This is a genomic window from Streptomyces sp. NPDC050528 (assembly GCF_044457795.1).
Lineage (GTDB): Bacteria > Actinomycetota > Actinomycetes > Streptomycetales > Streptomycetaceae > Streptomyces.
The window spans coordinates 592,021-616,085 of record NZ_JBITHH010000002.1 but is presented as its reverse complement, the minus strand read 5'-3'; the positions used below and the strand labels follow the sequence as shown (position 1 = coordinate 616,085).

Below are 24,065 nucleotides of genomic sequence, written 5' to 3'. Positions count from 1 at the left end.
TTTGACGGGTCTCCGGAGTTCGCCGGTTGTCAGTGGCGGGCAGTAAACTGGGAGCAGTGTTCGAGGGTGTCGCCGGGAAGTCCGGACGGTGCCCTGACCGCGACAGGAGGATGTCCGTGCCCGCTGCCGCACTGAAGCCGAAGCCGTTGCCGACCCAGTCCACCGCGAAGCGTTCCGTCCAACTCGACCTGCCCTACGTGCCCGTGGAGAAGCGCCCGCTGCCGCCCGGGCGCCCGCGGGACTGGTACGTCACGCACAACCGCCGCCTCAAGGCGATGCGGCTGGCCATCGCCCTGCTCGACTCGGGCGTGTACGTCCCGAACCAGGCCCGCAACGAGACGATCCGCAGCACGGCCGAACTGATCGGCGTTCACGTGCCGTCGGACACGACGTGTCACATGGTGCGGGCGCTGATGCGGTACTCGCGTTGACCGTGGCGCCGGGTGCCCTGTGTTTTTGGGGCGCCCGGCGTTGGTGTGCGCGCCTCCAGGGGCTCCGCCCCCGGACCCCCGTTCGGCCCTGAAGGGGCCTCGTCCTCAAACGCCGGACGGGCTGAGTTGTGCCGGCCTGCGCTCGAATGGTGCGCCCCCACCTCTGCCATCCCCACCTCTGCCACCCCTACGCCGACAACTCCCGCTCCACAGGCGTCCGGAACCGCGGTGTCACCCGGGTTTCGCCCACCCAACCCCGTAGCCGTTCCGCCGCTGCCTCGATCGCGGCCTCCGCCTCCCGGCCGACGCCTTCGCGGTCGAGGATGCGCCACGTGATCTCGCCGTCGGGGCGCTGGGCCCAACCTCCCACCACGCGGCCGTTCCACCACACGGTCGGGCCCACGTTGCCGCTTCGGTCGAAGAGGGCGGGGCGTAGTTCCGGGGCTAGGTACCAGTCGCGTTGTTGCCAGCCCATCGCTGTCGGGTCGAGGGCCGGGAGGAGGGCGGCCCAGGGGGTGGCGGGGCCGGCCACGGGGGCGAGGTCGCCGGCGGTGACGTAGCCCGTGCCCTCGTCCAGGGCCACCGGTTCCGCGCCGATCGTCGCCAGGGCTCGACGGACGTCCGTGACCCGCCAGCCTGTCCACCATTTCAGGTCGGCCTCCGTCGCGGGGCCGCATGTCGTGAGCCAGTGGTCGAGCAGGGCGGCCTGGGCCTCGGGGGTGTCCAGTTCGGGGTGTGCGGGGGCCACGGCCCAGCGGAACTGGCTCGATGTCCAGCCGCCGAGGGGGCGGCCCCGTACGACCTTGCCCTCCACGCCCAGCACCCTGAGCAGGCGTGTCGAGACGGTGTGCACGCCCTCGTAGGACTTTCCGGCCGCGTACGCGAACTGTTCCTTCAACCTCGGTTCGTCCAGGGCGAGTTCGGATGCCGTCGCCTGGCCGCGCCGGGTCAGCGCGGAGAGGGTGGCCTCCTCTACGGCCTTCAGCCAGGTCGTGTCCGGCGCCCCGGCCTTCGCCATGTCCTTGACCAGGTTGGCCCGTTCACGGGCGGCGACGGCGAGTCCGGTGGACGCGTGGACCACGGCGGTCAGTTCGGCCGGGTACACGAACACCGTGTGGCGCATGCCGTGCGCGCGGATCAGGGTGCGGTCCTCGTACAGGGCGCGGGCGGTCTCCGTGACGGTGTCGGACGCGTCGGCGAGGCGGGCGCCCACGGCGAGGTAGACCGTCGCGGGGTCGCTGCCGTGCAGGGCGACGAGGGAGGCGGCGACCTCCTCGGGGGTGGTGGCGCGGGTGCGGGGGGTCAGGCGGTGGCGCAGGGCGAGGCGGGCCCGGCGTTCGGCGGTGGTGATGTGACGGGGGGTGTGAGCCATGCCGACCTCGCCTCGAAGACGTCCACTTCTCGACCGACAGTAAACGTTCACCCGATCGACGTCCCCGAAATGCACCCCCACTGCGACCCGGCTTCACTGCGTAGCAACAGGCGGTGCCATCCCAGAAGGCGGCGGCATGCAAAGACACGGCACATGACCACCCCGGCCGACCGAGCGGACCGGGGTCGCGCCGCGCGCAAACGCGTTGCCCGTTCCGCCCACGCCGGCTGGATCCCCGCCGTGGACCGCCCGGACCCCGTGGCCGTACTGGAACGGCAGGGGCGGGACCGACTCCCGGAACTCCTCCCGATCCGGTACGGGCGCATGGCCGCGTCCCCCTTCGCCTTCCTGCGCGGCTCGGCCGCCGTGATGGCGGCGGACCTGGCGTCCCAGCCGCACACCGGACTCACGGTCCAGCTCTGCGGCGACGCCCACCTCCTCAACTTCGGCCTGTACGCCTCCCCGGAACGCACCCTGCTCTTCGACCTCAACGACTTCGACGAGACATTCCCGGGCCCCTTCGAGTGGGACGTCAAACGCCTCGCCGCGAGCGTCGCCGTCGCCGGGCGCGAGAACGGCCACAGCGACACGAAGGCCCACCGCGCCGCACTGGAGGCGACAGCCGCGTACCGTACGGCTCTTCGCGAGCTGGCCCGCAAGGGCGAACTCGCCATCTGGTACGAGCGGATCGACGCCGACAGCCTGCTGCCGCTGGTGCGTTCGGCCCGCCACCGGCGCCGGGTGGAGTCCAGCCTCACCCGGGCCCGCCGCCGCACCAGCCTGCACGCGGTGGGCAAACTGACCGAGACCGTCGACGGCCGCCGCCGTATCGTCCACGACCCGCCCCTCCTGGAACCGGCCGGCGCCGCCGACATGGCCTCCCTGCGCAAGATCTTCAGCGACTACCGCTCCACCCTCTCCGAGGAACGCCGTCTGCTCCTGGACCGGTACCGCTTCGTCGACGCGGCCCGCAAGGTCGTCGGCGTCGGCAGCGTGGGCACCCGTTGCTTCATCGTGCTGCTCGCCGGCCGCGACCAGGACGACCCGCTGTTCCTGCAGATCAAGGAGGCGCGGAAGTCCGTACTGGAAGAGCACCTGCCGAACGGCCCGTACGTTCACCCCGGCCACCGGGTCGTCGCGGGCCAGCGCCTGCTCCAGGCGGCCAGCGACATCTTCCTAGGCTGGATGACGGGACCGCAGGGCCGCGCCTTCTACTGGCGCCAGTTGCGCGACATGAAGGGCTCCGCGGACGTCGCCGGCATGGGCCCGCAGGCGCTCACGGCGTACGCCCGCCTCTGCGGCACCGCCCTGGCCCGCGCCCACGCCCGCTCCGGCGACCGCATCGCCATCGCGGCCTACCTGGGCGGCACCGACACCTTCGAACGCGCCGTGGCGGACTTCGCCCTCTCCTACGCCGGCCAGACCACCGCCGACCACGCGGCCCTGGGCGCGGCCGTCGCGGCCGGCGTGGTCACGGCGTCACCGGGCATCTGACCCGAGCGCAACACCGACGAACTCCCGGAGCAGCGGCGGCAGTTGCCCCGCAGGAACCACCGCCGTCACACCCCACGCGTCCTCAAGAAACGGACTCCGCCTGCTCCTCGCCCGCCCCGCCCGCCGACTCCCGCGCCGCCGAGATCGCCTCGCGCAGATGGTCCTCGTCGGCCTTGCTCAACGACGTCTGCACCAACTGGCCGCCGAACGGCAGGAGTTGCGGGATCACCTTGTCCTGGGCCGCGTGCTTGACCAGGACGAAGAGGGCCGCGGCGCCCGGGCGGAGGTTCTGGCTGAGTTCCTTCATGAAGTTGTCGTTGATGCCGGTGTCGGTGAACGAACCGCCCGCCGCGCCGGCCGCCGCCCCCACCGCCGCGCCGAGCAGCGGCGCCAGGAACAGCAGCCCGATCACCCCGCCCCACAGCGCGCCCCCGGCCGCGCCCATCGCCGTATGGTTCACGGCCTGGTGCAGCTTGATCCGGCCGTCCTCGCGCCGCTCGACCACCACCGCGTCCTCCAGCTCGACGAGATGCCCCTTGGACAGCTCGAAGAGCTTCTCGCGGACCTGGTTGGCGGTGGGCAGGTCGTTGTAGGCGATGACGAAGAGATCACTCATCGGGGTTCACCCCTTATGTGTGGATTCGTACAGATGGGGTGGACTCTAGGCCGCGCAAAAAGGAGATGCACGCCGAGTGATCGCGCCCCTACGCTGGACACACGTTACGGAGCTGCCCACCACCGCTTTCGGCAGGACAGGCATCACCTCGCGGACTCGGGGCTACTCTCTACGCACCGACGGCCGGACGCCCTCCCCAGCGCCCCGTCGCGCCGACAACAGATCACCGCTCGTACACACCCACGCCCACGGAGGCCCGTCATGGGCACCATCGTCATATCCGGAACCGTCGTCCTGGTCCTCTTCGGCTTCGGCAACCACGTCTGGTGGCTGGCCGCAGTCGCCGTCCTCTTCCTGTACGTGCAGTACGGCAGGGACTCCTCGTCCTCTTCCTCGGCGTCGTCCTCGTCGGCCTCGGGCTCCTCCTCGGCGGGCGGAGCCACACCGTCGAGCTACCGCGCGTACCGCGACCGCCGGGACAAGCAGGCCAAGTGGGAGCGCCGCTACCAGCGCGAACGCCCGCTGGAGTCCCGTCGGCAGGCGCGCGAGAAGAGCAAGTGAGAGCAGGGGGAGAGCAAGTGAGCCCCGGGGGCGCTCCTCGTCACAGTCCGGGGGCGCCCCACACGGGGAACCACCGGCTCAGATCCTGCTCGATCCGCAGGTCGTTGCCGAGCATCGACTTGACCTGCAGTTCCAGCGCGCTGTCGCGCCGCTGACCGTCCCCGGCCAGCGGCGCGAACGGGAAGAACGTCCCGCGCTTGTACAGATAGACCAGCGCCAGCCGCCGGCCCCCGTCGTCCTCGAACCCGGCCAGCGAGCACAGGAGTTGGGGCCCGAAGCCGTTGACCTCCATCGCGCTGTTCACCGCGTGCAGATCGTTCACCAGCGCCGACAGCTGATCGGGTGTCCGGCGCGAGACCAGCCACGAGTAGCCGTAGGCATCCTGGGTCAACTCCACCGGCGGGCCCGTGCGTTCGGCATCCGCGTCCAGCAGCGCCTGCACCTCCCGGTGCGTCTGCTCGAACGCCCCGCCCTCCACCGTCGCGAAGCACACCGCACCCCGCCCGGTCGCCCGGAACCCGGCCGCCGCCTCCAGCGTGATCGCCGCCGAGGGCAGCGCGAACAGCTGGTCGAGATCGGGAGCGACCGGTTTCGTACGGCCGAGCAGGATGTCCAGCAACCCCATCCTCAGTCCGCCTTCCCGATGCCGGGCACCGCCGCCTCACCCAACTCGGCGGAGATCCGCCCCAGTTGGTCGAGCCGCTGCTCCAGGCTCGGGTGGGTGGAGAAGTACTTGGTGAAACCGGGCTCGGTGCCGGTCGCCGGGCTGAAGTAGAAGGCGTTGAAGGCCTGCGCGGTCCGCAGGTCCTTGGTCGGGATCCGCGCGATGTCACCGTCGACCTTGGTGAGCGCGGAGGCCAGCGCCGAAGGCTTGCCGGTGAGCAGCGCCGCCGCCCGGTCCGCCGCCAGCTCCCGGTACCGGGACAGCGCCCTGATCAGCAGGAAGCTGATCGCGTACACGGCCGCCGAGATCCCCATGATCCCCGCGAAGACGGCCAGCGTGTTCTGGTCCTTGCGCCCCCGGAAGATCTGCGAGTAGAAGGCGAACCGCACCATGAGCCCGGCGAGCACCCCGAGGAACGACGCCACCGTGATCACGGCCACGTCCTTGTGCGCCACGTGCGACAGCTCGTGCGCGAGCACACCCTCCAGCTCGGCCGGCTCCAGCCGCCGTAGCAGACCGGTGGTCACACAGATCACGGCGTTGTCGGCGTTCCGCCCCGTCGCGAAGGCGTTGGGCATGTCGATGTCGGAGACGGCGACGACGGGCTTCGGCATATCGGCCACGGCACACAGCCGGTCGATCACACCGTGCAGCTCGGGATACTCCTCCCGCTCCACGATCCGCCCGTGCATCGCGTACAGCGCGATCCGGTCGGAGAACCAGTACTGCGCGACGAGCAGCCCGCCCGCCAGCACCACGACCAGCACCCAGGACTTCAGCAACACGATCAGCGCGGCCACGAACGCCACGTACAACAGCCCGAGCAGGAACAGCGTCAGACCCATACGTACGGTCAACCGCCGGTCGCTCCGGAAGCGGCTCTGCATCTGCCATCACCCCGCAGTCAGGCACTCGTCCCACCGCCCAGTGTGCACCCGCCCTTTCCCATGAAGCGGTCCCGATCGGCCCTAGGCGGAGCAAAAGGTCCCTGGAGCGGGTGAGAATCCGATGAGCGCGCGAGGGCGCAGGTCAGCCGCTGAGCCCCGCCTCCCACAGCAGCCGCGTCAGCACATACTCGCTGAACAGATGCCGAGCCCGCCCCAGCAGCTCACCGACCTCAGGATCCCCCGGCGTCATCCCCGCCTCCGGATGCCACCGCTGCACCACCTGCGCACCCCAGGCCCGCAACCTCTCGTCCGGATCGTCGAGCACCGTCACGGCGGCCCGCAGCCGTACGATCCCGCCCCGCGCGTCCAGCAGCCGGAACGCGGCGACGCGCACATGCCGGGGCCATGCCTTGGGCCACTCACCCGCGAGCCGTTCCATGAGCGGCCCGTCCGGCATCAGCCCGGCCGACGGCAACAACGCGAGCGTCGCCTCCCGCGCGACCGCGGGCGCCGGATCGTCGAGCAACGGCAGCATCCGCGGTACGTCCACGACGTCCAGGGTCCGCAACCCACCCAGGGCCCGAGCCCGCACGGCGGCGGCCGGATGCGAGACGAGCGGCCACAACAGAGCGGCATCCCTTCGCTCCCCACACTCCGCGAGCCCGATCACGGCCCCGGGCACCGGATCACCGCCCGAGCACCAGCCCCGGTACAACGCCGCCGGATCGCCCCCACCCTGCCGCACGACATACCGAGCGCAGGCCCGCACGACACCGGACCGATCGGCGAGAAACTCCTCGGCCCGCCCCGGCCGCCCCACCGCCCGCAACGCGGTGACCCCGGCCGCCCGAGCCTGCGGACTCCGAGCCCCGAGCAACGGTTCGAGCACCTGCTCGTACTCCCCGCTCTTCGCCGCGACGGCCAGCGCGGCATCCGCACAGAGGATCTGTACGACGGTGTCGGCGTCCCGGGCGGCGGCGCGGGCGAGTTGGGCGGCGGAGAGGAGACCGTCCTCGACGGCCAGACGATGGACAAAGCGGCGTACGGCACGGTCGGGGTGGCTGAAGAGGGGAGCGAGCTGCTCACGGGACGCCGACCGCAGCACCCCGCCGACCAACTCGACGGCGAAGGCCCCGCGCCCCCGCCGCCCGAAGAGCAGAACCAGCGGCGCGAGCGCGACAGCGGTGTCGATGTCGAGCGCCTCACGGAGCAACTCCCGCGCCCGCTCCCGCACTTGCCCGACCCAGTCGGCACACCGCACGACAACCAACGGCAGCAACACCGAGCACCCGGCGGCCTGTCGAAGCGCGGCCTCCCGGACCCGCCCGTCGCGATGACACAACGCGACAGCAAGCTCAGGCTCAGCGACCCAGGCGGGTGCGTACGGCTCGCGCCGCAAGGCCTCGTCGAGCCGGATCCAGGCGAGGGGATCCCCGAAGCCGATGTTCTCGCCCATCTCTAGTACGGCGCCCATCTCTAGTACGGCGCCCGGAAGTTGACGTACCCCAGAAGCACGATGACCGCGACGACACTCCCCAACACGATCACTGCGGACATCCAGGACGACCGCCGAGGCCCCACCCCCTCGGGCTCCCCCCGGAACGGCACCGGCTCCGGCGGCTGCTCCTTCCACCGAGCCGCCAGCATCCGAGCCCGAGCCGACGGCTCCTTGTGCTCGGCCCCGTCGGCCCACTTGAGGTCGAACTCGCGCTCCTCGTCGCCCTGTTGCGCCATCCCCGTTACCTTTCTCGAACATCCGTGTCAGTGACGATGATCCCTGGCCGCACCCGGTCTGTGAAGCGAGTTCCGGGCAGACGACGGCGCCCCGCCTCTCCGAGGAGAGACGGGGCGCCGAGGGCTCTGGGCCGGTTCGATCACACGTCGAAGTACAGCTCGAACTCGTGCGGGTGCGGACGCAGCTGCAGCGGGGCGATCTCGTTCGTGCGCTTGAAGTCGATCCACGTCTCGATCAGGTCGGACGTGAAGACGTCGCCCGCGAGGAGGAACTCGTGGTCGGCCTCGAGGCGGTCGAGGACGGCCGGGAGGGAGGTCGGGACCTGGGCGACGCCCGCGTGCTCCTCGGGGGCCAGCTCGTAGAGGTCCTTGTCGATCGGCTCGGCCGGCTCGATCTTGTTCTTGATGCCGTCCAGGCCCGCCAGGAGGAGCGCGGAGAAGGCGAGGTACGGGTTGCCGGAGGAGTCGGGCGCGCGGAACTCGACGCGCTTGGCCTTCGGGTTGGAGCCCGTGATCGGGATGCGCATCGCGGCGGAGCGGTTGCGCTGCGAGTACACCAGGTTGACCGGCGCCTCGAAGCCCGGCACCAGGCGGTGGTACGAGTTCACCGTCGGGTTGGTGAAGGCGAGCAGCGAGGGGGCGTGCTTGAGGATGCCGCCGATGTAGTAGCGGGCGAGGTCCGACAGACCCGCGTAGCCGGCCTCGTCGTAGAAGAGCGGGGAGCCGCCCGCCCACAGCGAGGAGTGGACGTGCATGCCCGAGCCGTTGTCGCCGAAGATCGGCTTCGGCATGAAGGTCGCGGTCTTGCCGTTGCGCCAGGCGACGTTCTTCACGATGTACTTGAAGAGCTGGAGGTCGTCGGCCGCGGCGAGCAGCGTGTTGAACTTGTAGTTGATCTCGGCCTGGCCGGCGGTGCCCACCTCGTGGTGCTGGCGCTCGACCTGGAGGCCGGACGCGGCCAGCTCCAGGGAGATCTCCGCACGCAGGTCGGCGAAGTGGTCGACCGGCGGGGTCGGGAAGTAGCCGCCCTTGTAGCGGACCTTGTAACCGCGGTTGTCCTCGACCGCACCGGTGTTCCAGGCGCCGGCCTCGGAGTCGATGTGGTAGAAGCTCTCGTTCGCCTTGGTCTCGAAGCGCACGCTGTCGAAGACGTAGAACTCGGCCTCGGGACCGAAGTACGCGGTGTCGGCGATGCCGGTGGAGGCGAGGTACGCCTCGGCCTTCTTCGCCACGTTGCGCGGGTCACGGGAGTACTGCTCGCCCGTGATCGGGTCGTGGATGAAGAAGTTGATGTTGACCGTCTTGTCGCGGCGGAAGGGGTCCACGCGCGCGGTCGACAGGTCGGCGCGGAGCGCCATGTCGGACTCGTGGATGGCCTGGAAGCCGCGGATCGAGGAGCCGTCGAAGGCGAGTTCCTCGTCCGGGTCGAAGGCCGTCGCCGGCAGCGTGAAGTGCTGCATCACACCCGGCAGATCGCAGAATCGGACGTCGACGAACTTGACGTCCTCGTCCGCGATGAACTTCTTGGCCTCGTCGGCGTTCTGGAACATCCAGCTCCTCCTACTCCCGACCGTCCGTGCCGGGGTGGTAGTTCGTTCGTGCGGCCAGTGCGGTGGCACACGCTGGACCCGACCTTAGGGACGGGGGATTTCTCCAGCGTGACCCATTTGTTTCACCCAAGTTAACCGGTCTTGGGCCCGCTGGCCCCTCCTGTCCGCATGGCAGAACGCGGGCAGTACCGTGGACGGGTGGACAACAGGGATGCAATCGGCTCATGGCTCTCCGGGCCCCGTGAGGCCGCGGAGCGAGCAGGTGTCGACTTCGGTTACCGCGGTGAGCAGCTGGGTCTGCCCGAGGACGGCCCCGGCTCGATCGCCCGCCCGGGCCGCCGCCTCGGCGCCATCGCCGTCGACTGGGCGCTGTGCCTGTTGATCGCATACGGCCTGCTCACCCACGGCTACAAGCCGGGCGCGACCGGCAACTGGGCCCTCCTCGTCTTCTTCGTCCTCAGCGCCCTCACGGTCGGCACGATCGGCTTCACCCCGGGCAAGCGCCTCTTCGGCCTCCGCGTGGTCGCCCTCGACACCGGCCGCCCCAACCCCCTCCGCACCCTGCTCCGCACCGCCCTCCTCTGCATCGCGATCCCGGCCCTGATCTGGGACCGGGACGGGCGGGGACTGCACGACCGGTTGGCCCGCACGGTCGAGGTACGGATCTAGCGGCAGTTCTACGACGGAGGGGGCGCCCGAGACGATTACCGGGCGCCCCCTTTGGCGTGCCGGGTGGGTGACGGTGAGGCTGTTACGGCCCGGGGTCCGGGAGCGGGCGGGCCGGGGCCGGGACACTGTCGCCGTTCCCGACGGAAGTGGTGGGCAGTGGTGGGCAGGATGCCAGCAGGCGACAAGTCGACGATTGTGACCCGGGCGCCGATGGTCGCCGAGGTCGCGGCCCGGTACGCGGCGGAGGCGGAGACCGCGCGGCGGCTCTCACCGCAGGTGATCGAGGGGGTACGGGACGCCGGTTTCGCGCGGCACTTCGTCCCCGTGGCCCACGGCGGCGAGGCGGGTGGTTTCGCCGAACTGACCTCCGCCGTCGGCCTGGTGGGGGAGGGCTGCACATCGGCGGCCTGGGCGGCGTCGCTGGCCGCGTACGCCGGCCGGTACGCGGCGTTTCTCCCCGCCGAGGGCCAGGCGGAGATCTGGGCGGACGGGCCGGACGTCCTGCTGGCCGGCGCGCTCATGCCGTCCGGCAAGGCGGAGCCCGTGGCCGGGGGCTGGCGGCTGAGCGGTGAGTGGAAGTACATCAGCGGGGTGCACTTCGCGGACTGGGCGCTGGCCTGCGCGGCGGTACCGGCGGAGGGCCCGGTGGACCCCGACGCGCGACCCGAGGTGCGGTTCTTCGCCGTGCCGCGGGCGGACTTCTCGATCGAGGACAGCTGGTTCACCGTAGGGATGCGCGGGACGGGCAGCGACACCCTGGTCCTCTCCGACGCCTTCGTGCCCGAACACCGCACCCTGGCACGGTCGTTGGTGCACGCCGGCCGCGCGCCCGCCTCGGACGCGCGCTGCCACATCGTCCCGATGCACGCCGTGAACGCGCTGCCGTTCGCCGCCCCGCTGGTCGGCGCGGTCCGGGGCGCGCTGCGGGCCTGGATCGCGCGGACCGGCGCCCGCGTCGACCGCCGGGGCCGGGCGGTGGGCGAGATGCCCTCGACCCAGATCTCCCTGGCCCGCTCGGCGGCCGAGGTGGACGCCGCCGAACTCCTGATCCTCCGCACGGCGGCGATCGCCGACGGCACGGAGACCTGCCCGTCGGAGGGCGAGGCGGCTGTCCGGGGCGCCCGGGACCTCGCCCTCGCGGTGGAACTGCTCGTCTCGGCAGTCGACCGCGTCTTCCGCGCAGGCGGCACGTCAGGGCAGTCGTCGTCCGACCCGGTCCAACGCTTCTGGCGCGATGTGAACAGCGCCGCCTCGCATGTCGCGCTCTCCTTCGAGACGACGGGGGCGGCTTACGGGGCGTGGGCGTTGTCGGGCGAGGAACAGCGGGCGGGCGCTGTGCGCTGACTGGGCCCGGCTGCCGTGTGCTGGGCGGACTCCGGTGACCGGTCGCCGATCGGGCAGCGCCCCGGTTGCCGCCCCGACCCGCTGCCCGCATAGTCGATCTGGACCCGGGTGACGATCCCGATCGCTGTCGGTGAGCCGTATCCGTGGCCGCCCCGAGGCTGCTGAAACCGCGGTGGCCTCCGCTGTGAGGCCCGACAGGTGGTGCACCGTCATGCCGGAGCGTCAGGAAGTACTCGAAGCAGCACGGGCGACTGTGGCGCCCGAGGATTTCCGGGCCGCGATGGCCCGTTTCCCCTCGGGTGTCGTGGTGGTGACCACGTGCTGCGAGGACGGAACCCCGCGCGGCTTCACGGCCAGTTCCTTCTGCTCGGTCTCGCTGGAGCCGCCGATGGTTCTGGTGTGCCTTGCGAACTCCGCCGACTCGGCGCCGTCGTTCGGGCACTGTGATCGCTTCGCCGTGAGCGTGCTCGCCCCGGACCACCGGCCGCTCGCCGTGCGCTTCGCGACCAAGGGCACCGACAAGTTCGCCGACGGCGGGCTGTCCACCAGCCCCGGCGGGCTGCCGACGGTCGAGCGGGCCGTGTCCGAGCTGGACTGCTCCGCCCACGCACGTCACCCGGCCGGAGACCATACGGTCCTGATCGGCCGGGTGACGGGAGTGCGACTGGGGGAGGGGTCCCCGATGGTGTATTACGACCGGGGGTTCAGGACCTTGGCCTGAACCCCCGGTGGCCGCCTACGACGATGGGGGCACCCGGATCAGATCCGGGTGCCCCCATCGTCGTAGAAAACCGGCCGTGGAAACCGGCCGTGGAAAACCGGTCGTAGAAAACCGACCGTCTGCGGCTCAGCGGGCCTTGCCGCCGCCCTTCGGGAGTTTCATGCCCTTCGGCATCGGGCCCTTTGGCAACGGCATGTTGCTCATCAGGTCGCCCATCGCGCGGAGGCGGTCGTTGGTCGCCGTCACCTGCGGGCCGGTCAGGACGCGCGGGAGCTTCAGCATCGTCGTGCGGACCTTCTTCAGCGGGATCTGGCCCTCGCCCGTGCCGACCATCACGTCGTGCACCGGGACGTCCGCGACGATGCGGTTCATCTTCTTCTTCTCGGCGGCCAGGAGGGACTTCACCCGGTTCGGGTTGCCCTCGGCCACCAGCACGATGCCGGCCTTGCCGACCGCGCGGTGCACCACGTCCTGGCTGCGGTTCATCGCCACCGCCGGAGTCGTCGTCCAGCCCCGGCCGATGTTGTCCAGTACCGCCGCGGCCGCGCCCGGCTGGCCCTCCATCTGCCCGAAGGCTGCCCGCTCGGCCCGGCGTCCGAAGACGATCGCCGACGCGAGGAAGGCGAGCAGGAGGCCGAGAATGCCGAGATAAATGGGGTGCCCGAGCAAGAAGCCGATCGCGAGGAAGACACCGAAGGTGACGATTCCGACAGCCGCGAGCACAAGACCGATCTTCTTGTCGGCCTTGCGGGTCATCTTGTAGGTCAGAGCGATCTGCTTGAGTCGCCCGGGGTTCGCAGCGTTTTCCGCTGTCGTGTCCTTCCTCGCCATGCGAGGAAGTCTACGTGCCCGCGGGAGCGCCGACGACGGCGGTGCCCGAAGGGCGGTGAATCAGGAGTGGTCAGGAGTGGGAGGTGAGGGCCTGCTCGATGACGAGCTGTGCCTCGACCCGGTCCTTGGCGCGGCGACGGTCCTCCAGGACGGAGGTCCACGCGTTGCGACGGGCGGTCCGCTGGCCGCTGCTCAGCAGCAGCGACTCCACCGCGCGCAGGGCGTCGGTGAAGGACGGGATGGCGGTGGCGCGAACGGGCGCGGCCTGCATGGTGGAGGTCCCCCCTCGGAACAGCTCTGGGTATGGGTCTACGTGCTGTAAATCCAGTGTCACTGTTTGGTGTTACCAGGGCGTGACCGACCGGTCAAACACCAATGAAGCCTTGATGCGCGGGGCCGAAACGCTGACGCGGCCCTGATGAAGGCCCTCATCTGGGAGGACTGTCAGGGCCGCGTCGACAATGACTGTTACCGGCGAGTAGTCGCTTGTGCGCGAATTCACACAACCCGGGGCGGGCCGAGGTTAGTTGAGGTCACACCGCCTGCGAGGCCACGTACGCGCCCCGCTTCTCGATGGCCATCTGGTACAGGCGCCCGGCACGGTACGACGAACGCACCAGCGGGCCGGACATGACACCGGAGAAGCCGATCTGGTCGGCCTCCTCCTTCAGCTCGACGAACTCGTGCGGCTTCACCCAGCGCTCCACCGGGTGGTGCCGTACGGAAGGCCGCAGGTACTGCGTGATGGTGACCAACTCGCAGCCCGCCTCGTGCAGTTGGCGCAGCGCCTCGCTGACCTCCTCGCGGGTCTCGCCCATGCCGAGGATCAGGTTCGACTTCGTGACCAGACCGTAGTCGCGGGCCTCGGTGATGACCTTGAGCGAGCGGTCGTAGCGGAAGCCGGGGCGGATGCGCTTGAAGATGCGGGGGACCGTCTCGACGTTGTGCGCGAAGACCTCGGGGCGGGAGGAGAAGACCTCGGCGAGCTGCTCCGGGACCGCGTTGAAGTCGGGGGCCAGGAGCTCGACCTTGGTGCGGCCGGCCTCGCGGGACTCCGTCTGCTGGTGGATCTGGCGGACCGTCTCCGCGTACAGCCAGGCGCCGCCGTCCTCCAGGTCGTCGCGGGCGACGCCGGTGATCGTGGCGTAGTTCAGGTCCATCGTGACCACGGACTCGCCGACCCGGCGCGGTTCGTCGCGGTCCAGGGCCTCGGGCTTGCCGGTGTCGATCTGGCAGAAGTCGCAGCGCCGGGTGCACTGGTCGCCGCCGATGAGGAAGGTCGCCTCGCGGTCCTCCCAGCACTCGTAGATGTTGGGGCAGCCGGCTTCCTGGCAGACCGTGTGCAGGCCCTCGCTCTTCACGAGGGCTTGCATCTTCGTGTACTCGGGACCCATTTTCGCCCGGGTCTTGATCCACTCGGGCTTGCGCTCGATGGGGGTCTGGGCGTTCCGGACCTCCAGGCGCAGCATCTTGCGTCCGTCTGGGGTGACTGCGGACACATCGGCTCCCTGTAGCTTCGATTCTTCGGCGTACACCAGGGTACGCCCGTGATTTCAGGCCCCCGCCTTGAGGCCAACCGCAGAGCGGAAAGTCACATTCCCGGGTCAGGCGGTCGCTTTCTCGATCTCCCGGGGCTTCAGATCCGCGTGCTCCAGTACGTCCTTCAGATGCCGTTCCACCACCGGCAGCACCTCGGCGATCGTCACGTCCCGGCCCAGCTCGGCCGCCAGTGAAGCCACGCCCGCGTCGCGGATCCCGCACGGGATGATCCGGTCGAACCACCTGTTGTCCGGGTTCACGTTCAGCGCGAAGCCGTGCATCGTGACGCCCTTGGCCACGCGGATGCCGATCGCGGCGATCTTCCGGTCCTCGCGGCGCTGGCCGGCGTTGGACGGGGCGTACTCCGGGCCGTTCATCCGCGGGTCGAACTCCTCGTCGTGCAGACGGGGGTCGAAGTCGAGGGACAGACCGCCGATCGACGGGCGCTCGTCCACGGGGTCGCCGAGGATCCAGACCCCGCTGCGGCCCTCGACCCGGCTGGTCTCCACGCCGAACTCCGCGCAGACCCGGATCAGCGCCTCCTCCAGGCGTCGTACGTGGGCGACGACGTCCACCGGGCGGGGCAGCTTCTGGATCGGGTAGCCGACGAGCTGGCCGGGGCCGTGCCAGGTGATCTTGCCGCCGCGGTCGACGTCGATGACCGGGGTGCCGTCGAGCGGGCGCTCGTTGTCCTGCGTGCGGCGGCCCGCCGTGTAGACCGGCGGGTGTTCCAGGAGCAGCACCGTGTCGGGGACCTCGTCCGCGAAGCGGGCCGCGTGCACCCGGCGCTGCTCGTCCCACGCCTCCTGGTATTCGACGGCGTCCGCGCCGAAGCCCATCCGGACGAACCGCAACTCACCCACGGCAAGCGCCTCCTCAGCAGCACCTATGAGTCGTAAGGCACGAAACATGCCTACGCCACTGTACGACCGACCGCTGACAGCCCTCCGGGCGGTGGGGACCGTCAGCCCTACGACCAATCCTCACACGATCGGATGAATGCACGTCGGAATGTGCGACGGGATGCTTACGCTCCGCTACATTCGCGCCGTTCACGAGGCCAAAAGGGCTGCTCACAGGCAATCCGGGCAGGCAGTGGCCGCATCGGCCCCTGCTGGGGCCCGAAAGGCAGGAGACCGCACCGCAGATGACGGAACGACCCGCGCAGCGCACTCCCAACCGTCAGCTCGCCGCGCTCATCGCAGAAGCGGGGTTCTCCAACGCAGGTCTCGCCCGTCGCGTGGACCAGCTCGGTCTGGAGCACGGACTCGATCTCAGATACGACAAGACATCCGTCACCCGGTGGCTGCGCGGCCAGCAGCCCAGGGGCACCACGCCCGCCCTCATCGCCGAGGTGTTCACCCGCCGGCTCGGCCGCCGGCTCACCGCCCAGGACCTCGGGCTCGACGCCTGTGCGCCGGTGTACGCCGGGCTCGAATTCGCCGCGACCCCCGAGGAGGCCGTCGACATCGTCAGCGGGCTGTGGCGCAAGGACTCCGGCAGCCACGCCGAGCTGCGCAAGATCGCCTTCACCCCGGCCGGGCTCGTGGTGCCCAGCCGGGACTGGCTGATCGGCCGCGCCGACGACCGGGTCGGCCGCGCGGAACCCGCCAACCGGGTGCCACCGCAGGGCCGCCCCGCCGTCCCCCGCCAGCGCGGCCAGGCCGCCGAGCGCGGGCCCGGCCAGAAGGTCACCGGCGGCGACATCTCCGCCCTCCGCTCAGTCGGCGAACTGTTCCGCACCCTCGACAACGCCTACGGCGGCGGCCACGCTCGCCAGGCCCTCGTGCGCTACCTGGAGCACGAGACCGAACCGATGCTCCGCGGCACCTACGGCGAGCAGACCGGCCGGCGCCTGTTCGCCGCGGCGGCCGACCTCACCCGGCTCGCGGGCTGGACGTCGTACGACATCGCCGCGCACGGGCTCGCGCAGCGGTACTTCGTGCAGGCGCTGCGGCTGTCGCAGGCGGCGGGGGACCGGGCCTACGGCTCGTACGTGCTCATGACCATGAGCCGGCAGGCCGTCTATCTCGGGCACGGGCGGGAGGCTGTCCAGCTCGCGCGGGTGGCGCAGCAGGGGGTCGGGACCAGCGCGCCGCCCGTTGTGCAGTCGTTGCTGCACTCCGTGGAGGCGCGGGCGCACGGGGTGTTGGGGGAGGTGCGGGCGTGCACGTCGGCGCTGGTGCGGGCCGAGCGCGCCCTTGAGACGGCACGTGCGGGGGATGAAGTGCCTTACTGGGCGCGGTTCTTCGACGAGGCGCAGCTTGCCGACGAGTTCGGGCACGCGCATCGGGATCTGCAGCAGTTCCGGGCGGCCGCGCAGCATGCGGAACGGTCGTTGCAGTTGCGGGCGCCCGCGTTTGCCCGAAGTCGGTTGTTCTGCCGGGTTGTTCTTGCCTCTGCTCGGCTTGGGCTCGGGGAGCTTGATCAGGCCTGTGCGTTGGGGGCGGAGGCGGCGGGGCAGGCTGTGGAGATGCGGTCGGTTCGGGCTGTGGAGTATGTGCGGGACTTCGAGCGGCGGCTTGAGCCGTACAAGGACGCTGCGCCGGTGCGGGGGTATCGCGACAAGGTCGCCGCGTTTGGGTGAGGTGCGCGGGGGTGGGTGGGGCTGCGCGACTCCGTCGTGGCTGGTCGCGCAGTTCCCCGCGCCCCTAAAGGAATCTACGCGGCCTGTGTTGTTGGGATCGGGTCTGCTCGGTGCATCGAGGTCGCCGCGCCCAGGTCCGCCAGGATCGCCGTCGACGCCCGGTGACCGGAATGCAGAGCCCCCTGCACCGTGCTCGTGTCGCGGTGGTCGCCGCACACGTACAGGCCGGCCAACAGCCGTACCGGACGCCGGAGATCGTGTGGTGGGCGCATGACCGGGACCGCCTCGGCGGTGTGGTGGACGGCGAGGGTTTCCCAGCGGGTGGTCGAGGTGCCGTAGAGGCGGGACAGGTGCATGCGTACGGCGGTTTCGACGTCCGGTGGGGGAGGGCCGAGGACTGTTGAGGAGACGAGTGCGCGGCCTGCGGGTGCTCGGCTCGGGTCGACCTCGCTGACGATCGCCGTGTGGGCCACCGGGCCGCCTCGGTCGGAGTCCAGGAGGAGGGCGGCGCCGGTCGTGGGCGGGTCGTCGGTCGTGTGGTGGACCACCGTCACCGGGTGGAAGTCGGGTACACGCAGGCCGGGCAGGAGTTCGGCCGCCGCGCGCGCGTCCGTCGCGACCAGCACCGCCCGGCAACCGATCTCGCCGTGCTCGGCGGTGGTCACCGATGTCGTCGATACGGCCGTCACGCGCACCCCGGTGTGCACGGTGCCCGGCGGCAGCGCGGCGGCGAGCACCTCGGGCAGCATCTCCGCGCCGCCCTCCGGCAGGCACAGTCGCCCGCCCGCGAAGGCCCGCAGCGCGAGGTCCGCGCAGCGGCTGGAGGTCGTCAACTCCGGGTCGCACAGCAGCGCGGCGAGCAGCGGGCGCAGGAAGCCGTCGATGGTCCGCGCGGGGACCCCACGGGCGGCGAGTGCCTGACCGGCCGCCAACTCGGGCCGGGACAGGAGGCGTTCGACCGGTGTGCTCGCGAGGCGCGTCAGCGCGGTGCCGAGCCGGGCCTGGTCGACGGGGCCGCCGAGGGGGGCGGTGGAGCGGGGCCTGGGCACGGTCGAGGAACCCGGGGCGACCGCGGGCCGGTCTTTGAGCGTGGGGCCGCCCCAGGAGGAGCCTGTCCGGTCTTTGGGGGGCGGGCCGCCCCGGGAGGTACCCGCGCGGTTCCTTGGCGCCGGACCGCCCCAGGACGCGCCCGTCCGGTCCCTGAACGCGCCCCAGGACGCGCCCGTCAGGCCGCCCCGGGCCGTGGTCCGGTCCTTGGGAACCGGACCACCTTCGGCGGTTCCCGTGCGGTCCCCGGGGGTGGTCGTGTCCCCTGAGGGCGTTGCCAGTGTCGCGCTGCGGCCTGAAGTGTCTGCCCTGCCTCCGGCGCCGCCCCTCGGCGCCCCCGCGGCCCAGGACGCGCCCCCGCGTCCCCTTGACACCGGTCCGCCCCACGAGAAGCCGGGGCGCCCCCGGGTCACCGGGCCGCCCTTCCGTCCCGCCCCCACCCGAGGGGCGCTTGCCAGGGCGCGTACCGCGTGGAGTGCGCCCCGTGCGCTCCCTCCGGGCGCCGGGGTGCCGGCGTGGTGGTGGCGGCCGTCGCTGTGGAGGAGGACGCCCGGTGCGAAGGGGCGCAGCACCAGGGCGTCGAGGCCCGGGGTCAGGCGCAGTTCGGGGTACGAGGTGGACAGGAACTGTCCGATCCGGTCGAGCCGGAACCCGTCGACCTTCTCGGTCGACATACGGCCGCCCACGTAAGGGGCGGCCTCCAGGACTACGGTCGTTACTCCTGCGCTGATCAGCCGATGCGCCGCGGCGAGTCCGGCGACCCCGGCCCCCACGACGACGACGTCCGCCTGGTACGCGTGCTCAAGCACGTGCCCCTCCTCAGGGTTGCGCGGCCGGTGGAGTCGTCATGCCCCCAACAGCCTCCAGGGATACCCGAGTTCGGGTCGAGGTTAGGGCCGTGATCGGTCAAGGGCAGTCGCGCATACGCAGGGCACGGTCGCACGGCGGTCGCATATGGTCGCCGAGCGTCATCATCGGGGGTCAAACGGTCATCGCCGCGCGCCCGCCCGCCGTCCACGCTTCACAGCGCCGCCCGGAACGTCAGGCCTCGGGCGTTCCAGGAGTAACGACCGCTGTCCAGGACGCCGCCCCTTACAGCGCCGCCCGGATCGCCCCCTCGATCTCCGGGAACGCGAACGTGAACCCCGACTCCAACAGCCGCTTCGGCAGCACCCGTTGACTCCCCAGCACATCCCCCGACATCTCGCCCAGCACCAGCTTCAGCGCGGGCGCCGGCACCGTGAAGAGGGACGGGCGGCGCAGCACACGCCCCATCGCCGCGGAGATCTCACGGTTCGTCAGCGGGTTCGGCGCGGTGAGGTTGAAGGGGCCGGACAGCCCGTCCGTGTCGATGAGATGCCGGATCGCCGCCACCTCGTCGTGCAGCGCGACGAACGACCAGTACTGCCGCCCGTTCCCGAACCGTCCCCCAAGTCCCGCCTTGTAGAGGGGGAACAGCTTGGCCCACGCGCCGCCGTCCCGCGCCACGACCAGCCCGGTCCGCGCGAACACGGTCCGTACGCCCGCCTCCTGCACGGGCGCCGTCGCCTCCTCCCACTCCACGCACAGCGAGGGCAGAAAACCGTCCCCTGGAGGCGCCGATTCGTCCACGGCACGGTCGCCGGTCTCCCCGTAGAAGCCGATCGCGCTGCCGTTCACCCACACGCGCGGCGGCCGGTCCAGGGCTGCGACGGCCTCCGCGAGGGCCGCCGTGCCGAGGACGCGGCTGTCGCGGACCTGCTTCTTGTAGGCGTCGGTCCAGCGGTGGTCGCCGACCCCGGCGCCGGCGAGGTTGACCACGGCGTCGCAGCCGTCGAGCCCGGCCGCGTCCACGTACTGGCCCTCGGGGTCCCAGCAGACCTCGTCCGCGCCCCGGGCGCCGCGCCGCACCAGGCGCACCACCTCGTGCCCGTCCGCGGTCAGGGACCGGACCAGTGCGCTGCCGATGAGACCGGAGGCGCCGGTCACCGCGATTCGCGAGCGTTCCATGGCTCCCATCCTGCCTCGTTGATCCATAAAACCCCCATGAGGACCGGGCCGCACCCGCCGTACCCTGGCCCACATGTCCGAGCCGAACATACGCACAGCCCTGCCCGACGACGACGAGGAACTGGGCGCACTGGACCGCGCCACCTGGTCCCGCCTGCACGCGGTCATGCCCCGCCCGCAGCCGCCGTACGCCCCCTTCTTCGACGAGCGGCACGCGCCCGACGACCATCTGGTCGCCGAGATCGACCGCCGGATCGTCGGTTACATCCGGCTGGCCTTCCCCACCGAGCTGGCCTGCAACGCGCACGTCCGGCAGATCCAGGGGCTCGCCGTCGCCGACGAGGCGCGGGGCAAGGGGGTCGGCCGGGCGCTGGTCCGGGCCGCCGTAGAGGAGGCGCGGCGAAGGGGCGCACGCCGGCTCACGTTGCGCGTGCTCGGGCACAACACCCCGGCGCGGCGGCTCTACGAGGCGGAGGGCTTCGCCGTCGAGGGCGTACTGCCCGAGGAGTTCCTGCTCGACGGGAAGTACGTCGACGACGTCTTCATGGGCCGCGCGCTCTGACCTGTCGGCCTACGAGGTGACCAGGTCGCCCGTGTCCACCTGGGCGGTCGCGGTCGCCGCCCGTTGCGCGTCCCCGGAGACCTCGTCGGCCGTGAGCACGTACCCCGTCTCGTTGTCCGAGGTGGAGCGGGCGAAGACGACGCCGTAGACCTTGCCGCCGGTGGTCAGGAGGGGGCCGCCGGAGTTCCCGGGGCGGACGGTGGAGCGGATCGAGTAGATCTCGCGGGTGACCGTGCCGTCGTTGTAGATGTTCTGGCCGGTCGCGTTCACGCGGTTGGCGACGGTCGCGGCCTGGAGGTTCAGGTCGCCGTCCTGGGGATAGCCCGCGACCACGGCCGAGTCGCCGCGCTCGGCGCTGGTGTCGAAGCGCAGCACGGGCGCGGACAGCCCCGGCACGTACAGCACGGCGACGTCCTTCTGCGGGTCGAAGAGGACGACCCGTGCCTCGTACGACCGTCCGACCCCGCCGATGCGGACGGTCGGGTTGTCGATGCCGGCCACCACGTGCGCGTTGGTCATCACGTGCTGCGGGGCGTACACGAAGCCGCTGCCCTCGCGGCCCTGGGTGCCCGAGGAGCCCTCGATCTTGACCGTGCTCCGCTTGGAGGCGTTCGTCGCGGCGGCCGTGACGCTGTCGCCGGTGGGCTTGGCGACCTCGGCCGTCGACTCGTTCTCGAACGGGTTGAAGACCTGCGGGAAGCCCGCCTCCGTGAGCGCGGAGGTCGCCCGCGAGAACCACGTCGGTGTCGTGTCCGGCATCAGCTTCTGGACGCTGCCCAGCAGCGTCGAGTCCTGGATCGCCGTCGTGACCGTCGCCGACGAGGACGCGCCCAGCACGCTCGCGGCCACCCACGCGACGATCATCACCGCCACCGAGTTCGCCGCGGCCCCGCCGATCCCGTCGGCCACCCGCAGCGGCCCCTGGTCCAGCTCCTTGCGCAGCTTCAGCGCGAGCCGTCCCGCCAGTTCGTGCCCGACCACCGCCGGGGTCAGCACGGTGAGTACGGCGGTCACCGTCGCCGCCGTCGTCCCCGGAGTCACCAGGTCCATCACCCACGGCAGCACCCATACGCCGACGACCGCACCGCCCACGAACCCGGCGAGCGACACACATCCGGCGACGAGGCCGCGCCGGTATCCGGACGCCGCGTAGGCGAGGATCACCAGCAACAACAGCAGGTCGAGCAGGTCCACGGAGCCGCCTTTCTCTCGGAACCCTTAGTACGCGAGGAACGGGCCCACTGATCAGTCACGCGCGCGTGCTCCCCGGGAAGCGACCACGCGTGCGTGTACCCCCAGAAACGTGCCGGACCAGGACGATGGTTCCACCGGGTGGCACAGCACACATCGCGGACTGAGTGTTTCCGGCCGAGAGTGTGACCATGCGTGTCCTGAGAAGAACGCCGGGTGCACGAAGACGACCGCCGCGGGTACGAATACCTCGCGCGGCGGTCGTTCTGCTGGCCTGCCTGCCCGGTCTCGCCGCCGTTCTGGTGCTCGCCCTGTGCGCGGACGGCATCGGGCGCCGGGCCACGGCCGCCGCCGTACGGCCGCCCGTCGCGGCGCGGCCCGTCGCGGTCGGGCACACCGCGCCCAAGCCGCGGATCGTGCCGCGTTCGGCCTGGCTCGACGCGCTCTCCCGGCATGCGCAGCCGCCGCCGCGCTACGACGACAAGGTCGTCGCCGTCTTCGTCCATCACACGGACTCACCGAACGGGTACGACTGTGCGGACGCGCCTCGCATCATCCGGTACCTGTACGCCGGGCAGACCGGGGTTCGGGACTGGGACGACATCGGCTACAACTTCCTCGTCGATCACTGCGGGACGATCTACGAGGGGCGGGCGGGGGGTGTCGATCGAGCCGTGACCGGGGCGCACACGCAGGGGTTCAATCACCGGACTGTGGGGATCGCTGCGATCGGGACGTTCACTTCGGGGATGGCGGTACCGAAGGTGATGACCGATGCGATTGCTGCGCTGGCTGCGTGGAAGTTGGGGCTTGCGGATGTTGATCCGCGTGTGAAGGTGCGGCTGGTGTCCAGTAACAGCCTCAGTCGGTACGCCTCTGGTACGACGGCGGTGCTGCCTGCCCTTGCGGGGCACAAGGATGGGTACATGACGAGTTGTCCTGGGGCGGCGTTGTTGGCTCGGTTGCCGGAGGTTCGGGGACTGGCGGCGCGGTTGCAAGGGCGGTGAATCGCCCCCGCCGCCCCTACCCGTCCCATCCCCGGGGGCTGCGCCCCCGGACCCCGCTCGGTCGGATGTCGGGTGTCGGCCCGGTGGGGGCTGGGCGCGCAGTTCCCCGCGCCCCTAAAGGGGCGCTCTATCTGCGGGCCAGATACACGCTCAACGCCCGTTGCAGGACCCTCCCTTGGCTTCCCACCGGGCGTTCCCATTCGCCGAGGTACTCCACCGCTTGGCCGCCTGCGCCTGTTTTGAAGAGGAGGCGGCCTACCAGGCGGTCGTCGGCGATCAGGGACGGGGTGATGGAGCGGAGGTCGTACGTGTCCGCGCCGGAGTCGAGTGCCTCGCAGAGCATGCGCCACAACAACAGGCTGCTGGGGCGGAGTTCGCGGCCTCGGCGGCCGGACGCGGGGTAGGAGTGCCAGACTCGGGGGCCGGTGCTGATCATGAGGGCGGAGGACAAGACCTCGTCGTCGTACTCGGCCAGGTAGATGCGTATGCGGTCGGATTCCTCGGCGTTCAGCGCCTGCCACATGCGGCGGAAGTAGTCCAGGGGGCGGGGCTTGAAGCCGTCGCGTTCCGCCGTCGCCCGGTACAGGCGGTGGAACGCGAGCAGGTCGTCGGACGAGCCCCAGAAGACGCCGACTCCGCCGCCCTCGGCCGTCTGCAACGACTGCAGCCAGTGGGGGGAGAGTGCGGCGCGCAGGTCGTTCACCGACCGGCCGGTCAAAGGGATTTGGCAGCCGTAGCGGGGCTGGCCGAGGCCGAAGCCGCTTCCGTCCTCCTCCTTGCAGCGCCGCCAACCCAGCCGCCGCAACCGCTCCGCCGCGTCCAGTGCGTAGCCGTCGATGCCGTCCGTGGGGAGATCTCGCAGATGTCGTACGGAGGGGTCGGCTACGCCCGCCGCTACGGTGGCCGCGTCCCAGCGCCGGACCACGAGCGGTGGGCCTATGCGGACCGAGAACGCGCCCTCCTTCTCCAAGTGCGCGATCAGGGGGTCCAGGTACCGTTCCGGGCGCTGGCTGTGCCAGTCGATCACCGGGCCGTCGGGGAGGTACGCGAGGAAGCGGCCGGTGCCGGGGAACGCCCGGTACAGCACGAGCGCTACGGCGATCAGCGCCTCGCCCTCGAACCAACCGACGCTCTCCGCCGTCCAGTCGGGCTTCACGTCGGCCCACTCGGGGATCTGGAGATGGCTCGCGTCGGGGTGCAGCCGGAGATGCGCGAGATGTTCCTCGCGGGTGATCCCCTTCACGTACGGGCTGGTCATGGGCGCGCGCT

Annotated in this window: 24 protein-coding genes; 9 read left to right on the top strand and 15 right to left on the bottom strand. The window is 71.0% G+C overall.

Going from position 1 to position 24,065, the window contains the following annotated elements; all coding sequences use genetic code 11:
* Positions 1 to 116 precede the first annotated feature (116 nt).
* Entirely contained in the window at positions 117 to 431 is a 315-nt protein-coding gene (locus tag ACIBK4_RS10085; protein ID WP_366435004.1) for a hypothetical protein, read from the top strand.
* A 187-nt stretch (positions 432 to 618) separates the two neighbouring features.
* On the opposite strand, the gene ACIBK4_RS10080 is transcribed toward ACIBK4_RS10085, so the two are convergent.
* Complete coding sequence (locus ACIBK4_RS10080) at positions 619 to 1,803, bottom strand: winged helix DNA-binding domain-containing protein (RefSeq protein ID WP_398993908.1); 1,185 nt, start codon at positions 1,801 to 1,803, stop codon at positions 619 to 621.
* A 153-nt stretch (positions 1,804 to 1,956) separates the two neighbouring features.
* Here ACIBK4_RS10080 and ACIBK4_RS10075 point away from each other — a divergent pair, with 153 nt between their 5' ends.
* Positions 1,957 to 3,297: a DUF2252 domain-containing protein gene (locus ACIBK4_RS10075; RefSeq protein WP_398993906.1), complete on the top strand. Its 1,341-nt coding sequence runs from the start codon at positions 1,957 to 1,959 to the stop codon at positions 3,295 to 3,297.
* An 82-nt stretch (positions 3,298 to 3,379) separates the two neighbouring features.
* On the opposite strand, the gene ACIBK4_RS10070 is transcribed toward ACIBK4_RS10075, so the two are convergent.
* Positions 3,380 to 3,913 carry a DUF1269 domain-containing protein gene (locus ACIBK4_RS10070; RefSeq protein WP_398993904.1) on the bottom strand — a complete coding sequence of 178 codons (534 nt, stop codon included), beginning with the start codon at positions 3,911 to 3,913 and terminating at the stop codon, positions 3,380 to 3,382.
* Positions 3,914 to 4,174: 261 nt separating this feature from the next.
* Here ACIBK4_RS10070 and ACIBK4_RS10065 point away from each other — a divergent pair, with 261 nt between their 5' ends.
* The gene (locus ACIBK4_RS10065) at positions 4,175 to 4,474 is read left to right on the top strand and encodes a hypothetical protein (RefSeq protein ID WP_398993902.1); all 300 of its coding nucleotides are present in this window, start codon (positions 4,175 to 4,177) and stop codon (positions 4,472 to 4,474) included.
* Positions 4,475 to 4,514: 40 nt separating this feature from the next.
* Here the strand turns inward: ACIBK4_RS10065 and ACIBK4_RS10060 are convergent, their stop codons facing one another.
* From ACIBK4_RS10060 to glnA, 5 genes are all read right to left on the bottom strand, one after another.
* Positions 4,515 to 5,099, bottom strand: coding sequence for a hypothetical protein (locus ACIBK4_RS10060; protein WP_398993900.1), 585 nt, complete (start codon positions 5,097 to 5,099; stop codon positions 4,515 to 4,517).
* 2 nt (positions 5,100 to 5,101) lie between these two features.
* Entirely contained in the window at positions 5,102 to 6,025 is a 924-nt protein-coding gene (htpX, locus tag ACIBK4_RS10055; RefSeq protein ID WP_398993898.1) for a zinc metalloprotease HtpX, read from the bottom strand.
* A gap of 142 nt (positions 6,026 to 6,167) precedes the next feature.
* Positions 6,168 to 7,499 carry a hypothetical protein gene (locus ACIBK4_RS10050; RefSeq protein WP_398993896.1) on the bottom strand — a complete coding sequence of 444 codons (1,332 nt, stop codon included), beginning with the start codon at positions 7,497 to 7,499 and terminating at the stop codon, positions 6,168 to 6,170.
* Between the two features lie 2 nt (positions 7,500 to 7,501).
* The gene (locus ACIBK4_RS10045; protein WP_398993894.1) at positions 7,502 to 7,759 is read right to left on the bottom strand and encodes a hypothetical protein; all 258 of its coding nucleotides are present in this window, start codon (positions 7,757 to 7,759) and stop codon (positions 7,502 to 7,504) included.
* A 140-nt stretch (positions 7,760 to 7,899) separates the two neighbouring features.
* Positions 7,900 to 9,309, bottom strand: coding sequence for a type I glutamate--ammonia ligase (glnA, locus tag ACIBK4_RS10040; protein ID WP_033284193.1), 1,410 nt, complete (start codon positions 9,307 to 9,309; stop codon positions 7,900 to 7,902).
* Between the two features lie 198 nt (positions 9,310 to 9,507).
* Here glnA and ACIBK4_RS10035 point away from each other — a divergent pair, with 198 nt between their 5' ends.
* From ACIBK4_RS10035 to ACIBK4_RS10025, 3 genes are all read left to right on the top strand, one after another.
* On the top strand, positions 9,508 to 9,978 hold the full coding sequence (locus ACIBK4_RS10035) for an RDD family protein (protein ID WP_398993892.1): 471 nt from the start codon (positions 9,508 to 9,510) through the stop codon (positions 9,976 to 9,978).
* A gap of 168 nt (positions 9,979 to 10,146) precedes the next feature.
* A complete protein-coding gene (locus tag ACIBK4_RS10030) occupies positions 10,147 to 11,322 on the top strand; it encodes an acyl-CoA dehydrogenase family protein (protein ID WP_398993890.1) in 1,176 nt (391 codons plus the stop codon).
* Positions 11,323 to 11,533: 211 nt separating this feature from the next.
* Positions 11,534 to 12,043: a flavin reductase family protein gene (locus ACIBK4_RS10025; RefSeq protein ID WP_366435015.1), complete on the top strand. Its 510-nt coding sequence runs from the start codon at positions 11,534 to 11,536 to the stop codon at positions 12,041 to 12,043.
* A 126-nt stretch (positions 12,044 to 12,169) separates the two neighbouring features.
* On the opposite strand, the gene ACIBK4_RS10020 is transcribed toward ACIBK4_RS10025, so the two are convergent.
* From ACIBK4_RS10020 to lipB, 4 genes are all read right to left on the bottom strand, one after another.
* Positions 12,170 to 12,874 (bottom strand): DUF4191 domain-containing protein, encoded by a 705-nt coding sequence (locus ACIBK4_RS10020; protein WP_366435016.1) that lies wholly within the window; start codon positions 12,872 to 12,874, stop codon positions 12,170 to 12,172.
* A 70-nt stretch (positions 12,875 to 12,944) separates the two neighbouring features.
* Positions 12,945 to 13,145: a hypothetical protein gene (locus ACIBK4_RS10015; RefSeq protein WP_366435017.1), complete on the bottom strand. Its 201-nt coding sequence runs from the start codon at positions 13,143 to 13,145 to the stop codon at positions 12,945 to 12,947.
* Positions 13,146 to 13,407: 262 nt separating this feature from the next.
* Positions 13,408 to 14,373 carry a lipoyl synthase gene (gene lipA / locus ACIBK4_RS10010; RefSeq protein WP_020684297.1) on the bottom strand — a complete coding sequence of 322 codons (966 nt, stop codon included), beginning with the start codon at positions 14,371 to 14,373 and terminating at the stop codon, positions 13,408 to 13,410.
* A 105-nt stretch (positions 14,374 to 14,478) separates the two neighbouring features.
* The gene (gene lipB, locus ACIBK4_RS10005; RefSeq protein ID WP_398993886.1) at positions 14,479 to 15,276 is read right to left on the bottom strand and encodes a lipoyl(octanoyl) transferase LipB; all 798 of its coding nucleotides are present in this window, start codon (positions 15,274 to 15,276) and stop codon (positions 14,479 to 14,481) included.
* Positions 15,277 to 15,560: 284 nt separating this feature from the next.
* Between lipB and ACIBK4_RS10000 the strand changes: the two genes are divergently transcribed.
* Positions 15,561 to 17,000 carry a regulator gene (locus tag ACIBK4_RS10000; RefSeq protein WP_318015870.1) on the top strand — a complete coding sequence of 480 codons (1,440 nt, stop codon included), beginning with the start codon at positions 15,561 to 15,563 and terminating at the stop codon, positions 16,998 to 17,000.
* 74 nt (positions 17,001 to 17,074) lie between these two features.
* Here the strand turns inward: ACIBK4_RS10000 and ACIBK4_RS09995 are convergent, their stop codons facing one another.
* On the bottom strand, positions 17,075 to 18,856 hold the full coding sequence (locus tag ACIBK4_RS09995) for an FAD-dependent oxidoreductase (protein ID WP_398993884.1): 1,782 nt from the start codon (positions 18,854 to 18,856) through the stop codon (positions 17,075 to 17,077).
* A 283-nt stretch (positions 18,857 to 19,139) separates the two neighbouring features.
* Positions 19,140 to 20,036 carry a TIGR01777 family oxidoreductase gene (locus tag ACIBK4_RS09990; protein ID WP_398993882.1) on the bottom strand — a complete coding sequence of 299 codons (897 nt, stop codon included), beginning with the start codon at positions 20,034 to 20,036 and terminating at the stop codon, positions 19,140 to 19,142.
* A gap of 73 nt (positions 20,037 to 20,109) precedes the next feature.
* On the opposite strand from ACIBK4_RS09990, the gene ACIBK4_RS09985 reads away from it, so the two are divergent.
* A complete protein-coding gene (locus ACIBK4_RS09985; RefSeq protein ID WP_398993880.1) occupies positions 20,110 to 20,598 on the top strand; it encodes a GNAT family N-acetyltransferase in 489 nt (162 codons plus the stop codon).
* Positions 20,599 to 20,607: 9 nt separating this feature from the next.
* On the opposite strand, the gene ACIBK4_RS09980 is transcribed toward ACIBK4_RS09985, so the two are convergent.
* A complete protein-coding gene (locus ACIBK4_RS09980; protein ID WP_398993878.1) occupies positions 20,608 to 21,792 on the bottom strand; it encodes a MarP family serine protease in 1,185 nt (394 codons plus the stop codon).
* Between the two features lie 188 nt (positions 21,793 to 21,980).
* On the opposite strand from ACIBK4_RS09980, the gene ACIBK4_RS09975 reads away from it, so the two are divergent.
* Positions 21,981 to 22,796 carry a peptidoglycan recognition protein gene (locus ACIBK4_RS09975; protein ID WP_398993876.1) on the top strand — a complete coding sequence of 272 codons (816 nt, stop codon included), beginning with the start codon at positions 21,981 to 21,983 and terminating at the stop codon, positions 22,794 to 22,796.
* A 127-nt stretch (positions 22,797 to 22,923) separates the two neighbouring features.
* Here ACIBK4_RS09975 and ACIBK4_RS09970 read toward each other — a convergent pair whose 3' ends face one another.
* Positions 22,924 to 24,054: a lipid II:glycine glycyltransferase FemX gene (locus ACIBK4_RS09970; protein WP_398993874.1), complete on the bottom strand. Its 1,131-nt coding sequence runs from the start codon at positions 24,052 to 24,054 to the stop codon at positions 22,924 to 22,926.
* Between the last annotated feature and the right edge of the window lie 11 nt (positions 24,055 to 24,065).